Origin of the sequence: Deinococcus frigens DSM 12807, from assembly GCF_000701425.1 — a bacterium.
Lineage (GTDB): Bacteria > Deinococcota > Deinococci > Deinococcales > Deinococcaceae > Deinococcus > Deinococcus frigens.
Window position 1 is genome coordinate 1 of sequence record NZ_JNIW01000092.1, and the last position, 8,743, is coordinate 8,743.

General features: G+C 63.0%; 9 protein-coding genes, 1 tRNA gene and 1 pseudogene. 3 read left to right on the forward strand and 8 right to left on the reverse strand.

All coding sequences use genetic code 11. From position 1 onward, the window contains the following. The 5 genes from Q322_RS21985 to rpsL form a co-directional block, all read right to left on the reverse strand. The coding region (locus Q322_RS21985; protein WP_029478838.1) for a GTP-binding protein at positions 1–388 on the reverse strand (388 nt) is incomplete at its 3' end. A gap of 327 nt (positions 389–715) precedes the next feature. Continuing rightward, a complete protein-coding gene (locus tag Q322_RS0118700; protein ID WP_029479388.1) occupies positions 716–1,153 on the reverse strand; it encodes a hypothetical protein in 438 nt (145 codons plus the stop codon). Positions 1,154–1,257: 104 nt separating this feature from the next. Beyond that, complete coding sequence (gene fusA, locus Q322_RS0118705; RefSeq protein ID WP_029479389.1) at positions 1,258–3,360, reverse strand: elongation factor G; 2,103 nt, start codon at positions 3,358–3,360, stop codon at positions 1,258–1,260. A 184-nt stretch (positions 3,361–3,544) separates the two neighbouring features. Next, positions 3,545–4,015 (reverse strand): 30S ribosomal protein S7, encoded by a 471-nt coding sequence (rpsG, locus tag Q322_RS0118710; protein WP_029479390.1) that lies wholly within the window; start codon positions 4,013–4,015, stop codon positions 3,545–3,547. A 149-nt stretch (positions 4,016–4,164) separates the two neighbouring features. Continuing rightward, positions 4,165–4,548, reverse strand: coding sequence for a 30S ribosomal protein S12 (gene rpsL / locus Q322_RS0118715; RefSeq protein WP_029479391.1), 384 nt, complete (start codon positions 4,546–4,548; stop codon positions 4,165–4,167). A gap of 329 nt (positions 4,549–4,877) precedes the next feature. On the opposite strand from rpsL, the gene Q322_RS0118720 reads away from it, so the two are divergent. After that, positions 4,878–5,303, forward strand: a complete 426-nt coding sequence (locus Q322_RS0118720) for a hypothetical protein (RefSeq protein WP_156953160.1) — start codon at positions 4,878–4,880, stop codon at positions 5,301–5,303. Between the two features lie 43 nt (positions 5,304–5,346). Next, positions 5,347–5,436, forward strand: a tRNA-Ser gene (locus Q322_RS0118725). A 238-nt stretch (positions 5,437–5,674) separates the two neighbouring features. Here Q322_RS0118725 and Q322_RS21280 read toward each other — a convergent pair. The 3 genes from Q322_RS21280 to Q322_RS23650 are packed head-to-tail and all read right to left on the reverse strand — an operon-like array spanning position 5,675 to position 8,457. Then, entirely contained in the window at positions 5,675–6,685 is a 1,011-nt protein-coding gene (locus tag Q322_RS21280) for a phospholipase D-like domain-containing protein (RefSeq protein ID WP_051668764.1), read from the reverse strand. Continuing rightward, complete coding sequence (locus Q322_RS24855; RefSeq protein WP_156953161.1) at positions 6,649–8,211, reverse strand: phospholipase D-like domain-containing protein; 1,563 nt, start codon at positions 8,209–8,211, stop codon at positions 6,649–6,651. The genes Q322_RS21280 and Q322_RS24855 overlap by 37 nt, the downstream gene beginning before the upstream one ends. Positions 8,212–8,253: 42 nt before the next feature. Further along, positions 8,254–8,457, reverse strand: coding sequence for a hypothetical protein (locus Q322_RS23650; protein ID WP_156953162.1), 204 nt, complete (start codon positions 8,455–8,457; stop codon positions 8,254–8,256). Here Q322_RS23650 and Q322_RS0118745 point away from each other — a divergent pair. Continuing rightward, a pseudogene (locus Q322_RS0118745) lies at positions 8,445–8,743 on the forward strand (IS701 family transposase); the annotation flags it as partial. The gene Q322_RS23650 and the pseudogene Q322_RS0118745 overlap by 13 nt on opposite strands.

Here is an 8,743-nt window from a genome sequence, read left to right on the forward strand (position 1 = left end):
GAATGCCGACCTGACGCCCGAGCAGGATGTGCTCGCGGGTCTGGGGCATGGGGCCGTCAGCGGAGCTGACGACCAGGATTGCGCCGTCCATCTGCGCGGCACCCGTGATCATGTTCTTGATGTAGTCGGCGTGGCCGGGGCAGTCGACGTGCGAGTAGTGACGGGTGGCGGTCTGGTACTCGACGTGGGAGGTATTGATGGTGATGCCACGGGCCTTTTCTTCGGGGGCCTTGTCGATCTGGCTGTAGTCCATGGTTTCGATGGTGGGGTCCATGGCGGCGGCGGTGAAGGTGATGGCGGCGGTGAGGGTGGTCTTGCCGTGATCGACGTGACCGATGGTGCCGATGTTCACGTGCGGCTTGCTGCGCGAAAAGGTTCCTTTTGCCATGTTCTTTACTCCCTCCAAGTGGTGGATTCACACGCAAAACCGCCCCTTTGATCGGGCGTCCCCCGCGCATGCCGCAGGGTTCTGATGGTGTGACCCACATTGGGTTGATTCTCGCCAGGGCAGTGTCCCGCCGTGCTGGCACGTTGCGCTGGAATCCAGACGCACCGAAGAAGAAGGATACAGGAAATGGGGAATGATGGCAAGTACGCGAAAGAGGCCCGAAATCTGCTTCCGGGCCATAGCTGTGGGCATATCGGTTCGGACACTGAGGAGGTCCTGATCCGAAGCGGACCGCGCCAAGCTCAAGCCTTCAGCACCTCCACTGCGTCAGCGCCGGGTATAGGCCATCACATCCCGATCGAACGCGCCGATCAGAATGAAGACGCCCAGCACCGTCCCGATGGGGAGGGCCAGCAACGAGAGAACGCCGATCACGATGGCCGACACGCGGCCCCAGCTCCGGCCTTCCAACAGCGCGCGGCGCGTGAAATAGAGCCAGAGAATCAGCAGCGCGAAGACGGCAAACGAGATCCAGAGGACCCATTGCAGTTGTTCCGGTGCGAGTTGTACCGGCGGTATCCCCGAATTTGAGAACCGTTCATTGATCTGAAGCATGACGTCGTTCAGCAAGGGACCGGAAAAAGGGACCGTCAGAAGTTGAAGAGCAAAGTAAAGGGTCCCGATGAGCAGCGGGAGCGTGATGAAAAGCAGCCGCTGTGGACGCGGGCCGGGTTGCTTTTGTTCTGGGGTGCTGGGAGCAGTCATGACTGCCCAGAGTAACGCGCCCGCCTCCACAAGGCTGGCCACAGAAAAGGCTGGCCACAGGAAAAGCCCGCCGTCACTGGCGGGCCTTCTCCATTGGATCTGATTTACTTCTTCATCAGCCCCTGGGCGATGTTGGTCGGCACCTGGGTGTAGTGATCAAAGAACATGCTATAGCTGGCGCGGCCCTGGGTCATCGAGCGCATTTCGGTGGCGTACCCGAACATCTCGCTCAGCGGCACGAAGGCCTTGACGAGCTGGGCGTTACCGCGCGCTTCCATGCCCTGAATCTGACCCCGGCGGCTGTTGAGGTCGCCGATAATATCGCCCATGAAGTCGTCAGGCACGGTGACCTCAACGCGCATCACGGGTTCCAGGATCGCAGGAGCGCCCTTCTGGACGGCTTCCTTGAGGGCCATACTGCCCGCGATCTTGAACGCCATTTCCGAGGAATCCACGTCGTGGTAAGACCCGTCGTAAATGGTGACCTTCATGTCCACCACCGGGAAGCCCAGCATGGGGCCGCTCTGCATGGCTTCCTCGATGCCCTTCTGGGCCGGGTTGATGTACTCGCGGGGGATGGTGCCGCCCACCACGGCGTTCTCGAACACGAAGCCGGAACCGGGTTCCAGAGGCTCGGCGCGGATCTTGACGTGCCCGAACTGCCCGCGTCCGCCCGACTGACGAACGAACTTGCCTTCCACGTCGGTGGCGCGGGTGATGGTTTCGCGGTAGGCCACCTGCGGCGCACCCACGTTGGCCTCCACCTTGTACTCGCGCCTCAGACGGTCCACCAGGATTTCCAGGTGCAGCTCGCCCATGCCCGAGATGGTGGTCTGACCGCTTTCCTGATCAGATTCCACACGGAAGGTGGGATCTTCCTCGGCCAGCTTCTGGAGACCGACACCCATCTTTTCCTGGTCGGCCTTGGTCTTGGGTTCGATGGCCAGCTTGATCACGGGTTCCGGGATATCGATGCTTTCCAGCAACACGGCGTCGTCGCCGTCCCCGATCAGGGTGTTGCCCGTTCCAGAGTCCCGGAGACCAATCACAGCGCCCAGTTCCCCGGCCCTCAGTTCGGTGACTTCCTCACGGCTGTTGGCGTGCATCTTGAGCAGACGGCCCACGCGCTCGCGCTTGTCCTTGCTGGCGTTCATCACGTAGCTGCCGGACTGCATGGTGCCGGAGTAGATGCGCACGAAGGTCAGGCGGCCCACGTAGGGATCGGCCATGATCTTGAACGCCAGCGCGGCCAGCTTGCCGTCAGGATCGGGAGGAAAGGTAACGGTCTCCTCACTGTCTTCCACCTTACCGACGATGGCCGGGACTTCCAGCGGGTTGGGCAGGTAGTCAATCACGGCGTCCAGAAGAAGCTGAACGCCCTTGTTCTTCAGCGCACTGCCGCACAGCACCGGGAAGATCTTCTGCGCGATGGTGCCCTTGCGCAGCGCCCTGATCAGTTCTTCCGGGGTGGGGTCCTCGCCTTCCAGGAACTTCATCATCACGTCTTCGTCGACTTCGGCGGCGGCCTCGATCAACATGGCGCGCATTTCTGCCACCTTGCCCACAAACTTCTCGGGAATATCGCCGATCTCGCCCACCACGATCTCGGTGCCCAGATCGTTGGCGAAGGTGTGGGTCTGCATTCTCACGATGTCGATGATGCCCTTGAAGTCGTTTTCCTCGCCCATCGGGTACTGGATGGGGGCAGGAATCGCGCCCAGACGTTCGCGGATGTCGTTCAGCACCAGCTCGAAACTTGCGCCGGTCTTGTCCATCTTGTTGGAGAACGCAATGCGCGGCACGCCGTACCGGTCCGCCTGACGCCACACGGTCTCGCTCTGCGGCTCGACGCCCTGGCTGGAATCGAACACGGCCACCGCGCCGTCCAGCACGCGCATGGAACGCTCGACTTCAATGGTGAAGTCCACGTGACCGGGGGTGTCGATGATGTTAACGACGTATTCCTGCTCGGTGCCGGAACGGGTCCACTTGGCGGTGGTGGCGGCGGCGGTGATGGTGATGCCACGCTCGCGCTCCTGTTCCATCCAGTCCATGGTGGCCGCGCCGTCATGCACCTCGCCGATGCTGCGGTTGCGCCCGGTGAAGAACAGGATGCGCTCGGTGGTGGTGGTCTTGCCCGCGTCAATGTGCGCGGCAATCCCGATGTTGCGGAAATGGGTCAGATAATTGGTGGCTTTGGTGATCATTAGACTCCCTGATAGGTAGGGGAACGTGTCTCGCCCCCCGGTGGTGCGCCGCGCTGTGAACGTCGCTCTCGTTGTAGAGGCGTCAGCTCACGGGCAGCGCCGATTGAACAGTCTGGAACCCTTCACGCGAGATGGACGGTAGGAATGCCCACCGTCCAGTCATCGCTTCTGGGCGGAAAAACCTTTACCAGCGGTAGTGGGCATACGCGCGGTTGGCTTCCGCCATGCGCTCGATATCGTCTTTCTTCTTAATCGAGCCACCCCGGCCCTGCGCGGCGTCCATGATCTCGCCCGCCAGGCGCTCGATGGCGGTGCGCTCGGGGCGGCTGTCCACGGCGGACATCATCCAGCGCAGGGTCAGGCTCTGCTGGCGGCGCACGCTGACCTCAACGGGCACCTGGTAGGTGCTGCCCCCGACGCGGCGGCTGCGAACCTCCACGCGCGGCTTGATGTTGTCCATGGCCTGCTTGAAGATCTTGAGGGACTCCTGGCCGGTGCGCTCCTGCACGACTTTCATGGCTCCGTAGAAAATACGGCTGGCAAGGTTCTTCTTGCCGTCTTCCATGATGCGGTTGATGGTGGCGCTGACCAGCACGTCCTGATAAACCAGATCGGGCTGGAGGGGACGCACTTCTGCTCTGCGGCGACGTGCCATGTTGAACTCCTTGGGTACTTGTTGGTTGCGCTGTGTTTAAGCGCGTGTTGCTTGATTCATTGGCCTGACCTCCGGCGAACATGATTGTTCTTGCCGCAAGGGGGCGTGCCGACTGTCCCTAATAAACTGTCCCTAGAAAAGCGGGACGTTTACTTCTTGGCCGCCTTGGGCTTCTTGGTGCCGTACTTGGACCGGCTCTTGTTGCGGTCCTTGACGCCCTGGGTGTCCAGGCTGCCGCGCACGATGTGGTAACGCACGCCGGGCAGGTCCTTGACGCGTCCGCCGCGAATCAGGACCACGCTGTGTTCCTGGAGGTTGTGGCCCTCGCCGGGAATGTACGCGGTGACTTCAAAGCCGCTGGACAGGCGCACACGCGCGATCTTACGCAGCGCCGAGTTGGGCTTCTTAGGGGTGGTGGTCTTGACGACCGTGCAGACGCCGCGCCGGAAGGGGCTGCCCTTCAGGGCCGGAACCTTGCTCTTCTTCTGGAGCGTGGAACGCCCCTTGCGGATCAGTTGCTGGGTGGTAGGCAGGGTGAATCACTCCTCGTGTTCGGTGTTCAGAGATGCGTGAATCTTTCTCGGAAGGTGGGGCCAGCCCACGCGTACGGGGCCGGGCGACGGGTTGACAGGTCTTGCTTTGAGGTAATCACGCGCTCCTGGCGGACTTTACCGGACTGTCAGCATCAGCCTGATGGGTCACTTGCCGGAGCGGCATGCCGAGAAACTCCTCGCGGTGCAACCCTGGACCGGGGCAGTTTTCAACCTTGACATGATACGCCGCGCGGGGGTGAGGGCGCAAGGGGAAAGAGGTTAAAAACTGCGGGTCTGGACTCCCGCCGTCACCGGGCAGAGACTGAGCTGTGAATGATGTACCAGATGATGTTCGGCGCTGGCCCACGAGGGAAGCCATCAAAAGTCTCAGCAAACGGTTTGGGCTGCCGAATTTGCCAGATATGCAAGATTGGCAATGGGAGGTTGGTGAGCAGAGTAGGGTCGAGGAATTGCTGGCCGCTTATGATTCTGGCGGGCATCCCGAGGACGAGCAATTCACGCTGATGGAGATCATGATCGAGTCTTTTAAAGATACGGGCTGCCCAAGTCAGCATCCAGCTTGGCCGCGACTGCTGGCCCGGCTCGATCAGAGGATTGGGATCCACATTTCAACCGTCTGGTGTTGGGCTGGTATGGGAAACGCGCTGGATAATGTTTACAAGGTCATGCCAGCCATGCGCCAGCTTCTCGGCAAGCACCAAGCAGCATTCCAGAAACCACTTCCGCCGGAGTAACTGCCGTGCTACACTCCCGCTTGCCCATCGTTTGAACCGGCGCGGAGAGGTGCCAGAGCGGTTGAATGGGTCAGTCTCGAAAACTGAAGTACGGGCAACTGTACCGTGGGTTCGAATCCCACCCTCTTCGCCAGAACAGAGCACTACCGAGCGCCCCCACCCACATGGCGGGGGCGCTCGCTTGACGGGACTGGTCCAGCAGATCTAATTCGGATTCAGTTTCCTCCTCCTGGCTGTCCTGTCCAGGGCAGCGCCCATGAGAACGCCTGGCCGCCCGCTCGGATGTCCAGGCGTTCTCAACACCTTTCAATCGGAGTCCGTATGACTGGTAGAGCTGCTCGCAGACGGTTGGGCAGAGGGCCTTGAGCCTTTCACGGCTGCCCCACGCTGGTTTCGGTCAGGAAGGGCGGCAGGACCACCTTCTCGGAGCGCGGCCAGTACTCGCGGTAGATCGAGGTGAATTCCCTGATCACCGGGGGGGCGGTGGTGGCCAGGTCATACTCGGCCAGGCCCAGCGGTCCCTGCGTCCACGAGGAATAGTGCAGGTTCATGCTGCCCACCACCAGCATCTGATTGTCCACCAGAATGGCCTTGGCATGGACCGGCGTGGGGAACCGGCGGGCCTCGAAGCGAGGGGCGGGGATGCCGCGCTTCCTCATCTCGCGGCCCAGGTAGGCCAGCGCAATACGGTTTTCAATGCCGCCCAGGCCGCCCTCGTCGGTCATCAGGCGCACCTTGACGCCGCGTTCCAGAGCGTCCAGTAGGGCCGTCATGTAGGGCAGGCGGGCGCGCTCTGTACACAGCGCTGGATTCAGCAGCGCGACCAAGCAACCCAGGTCCATGCTGAAGTTGACCTGGAGCAGGTCCACCCGGCTTCTGGCAGCCTCCAGCACGGCCACCACCGCCTGATCGGCCTCGGTGAAGCCCTCGCGGCGGTACAGGCTGAAGACGCGCTGCGACCCCGCCGGTTGGACGTCACGGACCTCGGGCGGGCCGCCCCGGACGCCGCGTGCACCCAGACGGCAGCCCTGTTGCGGGTCGGCGGGGTCTGGCTCGGCAGCACATTCCACCACCTTGCTGCGGGTCCACAGGTCTTCAAAAACGGTCACGCCCTCCTGCGCCACCGGGCCGCGAGTGACCAGCGCCAGATCAAACAGGTTGCCCCCCCGGCCCGATAGATGATTGGGCGGGAAGTGCATGTGGCCGTAATTGAAGCCCGCGCCCATCAGCAACTCGCCGTCGATGGCCAGCAGCTTGACGTGGCTGTGCGGAAAGGTGCCGGTGTAGTTGCCCAGCCGCACCTGCCACTTCAGGGCAGAATCATCCAGTGGCACGCCCGCTTCCGTCAGGTCACGCAGCGCGCCCCAGACCTCGGCCCCCACTCAAAGGAGGCCACCACCGGGTAATTGCCCAGTGTCAGGCGAACGACGATACCGCCGGGATAGGCAGCGGGGTTGGCCTTGACACGCTGGTACAGCCCTCCCAGCGCCTTTGCCAGCGTCTGGCCTGGGTTGAGCTGGCCCTCTTCCCACTGCATGGTGGTGAACAGCACCTCGCGCTTGGCGCTCAGGACCAGCGCGGCCACGTCGTCAAAACCGCTGGCCGCCGCCGGGTCCTGGCTTTCCATCCCCTGTTCTATGGCAAGGTCTGCCGACGAGACCGCCTGAGTCGCGGCGGCGCTGGGACCGGGCATGCGGATCAGGGGATAGACCGCGTTCTGGCACGACAGGTCCGGGCGGTCGCCCTGGGTGGTCACGCGCCACACCGCCCGCTCCAGCACGGTTGTGGGTTCAGAACATGCGGACAGGGCGCTGACATTCGCGGGCTGCGTCACGCGCAGGGGGGCCGGATTGACCGGGCGAGAGGTCACGAACTCGCCCAGCGTTCGGGTCAGGCCCAGCGCCGCCGTCAGCACCAGCAGCGAGAGGGTGGCGACGACATTGACCTGAAGGCGGCTGGCAACCTGCAACGGGTAGCCCACGCGCTTCTCCCCCACTTCCACGATGCGTGTCATGGCCCGGCGCACGCTGAGGCCCCAGGCCAGATGGATCACGCCCACCAGCAGCATGACGATCAGCACGAAGCCCCAGCCGCTGCGGATCACGCCCGAAACGCCCAGCAACGGGAACAGCAGCCCGCAGACCACGCCGCCCAGGGCTGCGCCCAGCAGTCCGGCCAGCGCGGGCCGCCAGACCTGCCCCAGCCTCACGGTCAGCAGGCCCAGCAGCAAACCCGCCAGCAGGCCGTACAGCGCCGCCACCACGCCCAGCAGCACGCTGAGGTGCAGGTTCCTGCCCAGCGCCCCCTGCTGGTACACCGCCGTTCCCACCAGGATCAGCAGCGCCGGGACCATCAGCACGCCCCCGGCCACCGCCAGCGCCACGCCCACGCGGTACGGTCTGGCGCGGGTCGGCACGCCCAGCGCCGTCAGCGACAGCGCCCCCGCGCTCAATGCCCCAATCAGGGCAAAGCCCGCCGTGACGGCCAGTAACGCCGCCAGCGCCGCCACATAGGCCCGCAAAAACACCTGCGCGTCGGGCAACGCTTCCACGGCGAGGCCAATCAACAGGCGGGCCAGCAACAGGGTCAGAATCACCCCAAAAATGGCGGAAGAAATTAGAACTCTCATGGCGGGCCTCCTCTGGCGGTCTCCTGGCCCGGCGGCGTACCACACCAGACTGACGGTCAACGTGATGCCCGCAAGCGTTGCCAGCATGGTGAGGACCAGCGTCCAGACGGGTCGCCGTTTGTTCCGTGCCGCCAGCCAGACCATCGTGGTGGTGGCCGTGATGCCGCTGATGGCCGCAAAGATGACCCTGAGCAGTTCGCGATACGAGGCATTTACGCCTGAGTATCTTGGATAGAAAACTGCCGAACGCCGAAAAACTCTTTGCAGCACGCTTTTCATGTGGCGGAGGGCAGTGTAAAACAGGTGAGACGTCCCCTCAAGTCAACGCTTCCCGTGCGGTTGCTGGCGCAGGATGTCCTGCTCCTGGTTCAGCGGGTAGACGATCAGCTTATCAGTATCCAGATCCTCGCCATTGAGATCCACAGCGGTGATCCGGCTGTTGCCGTAGGTCTTGCTCAGGAGTTGCACCTGCATAACGACGGCGAAGCGCTCCCAGCCGGGAGAATCTGGGAATGTCAAAGTCACAGATTCCGGGGGAGCGCGTCCGCATTCTGGCAGACGAGTTCCTGGCCGTGCCCACTACGTCGTACCAACAGCGCAGCCTGGGGGCTGCGCTCTTCATGTTTCTGGACACGGCGACCAAAACCGCGCTGCACCGTGCTGAATTGGTCAGCAAAAGTGCGCTCAGCCGCCTCCTGAACGAGTATTCCTGGGGTACGGAGGCGTGCTGGACACTGCTGGAGCAAGCCCAATGGGACTGCTTGCGGTTGGCAGCCAAGGGCAAACATCGCCCCCTCCTGCGGCTCAGTGT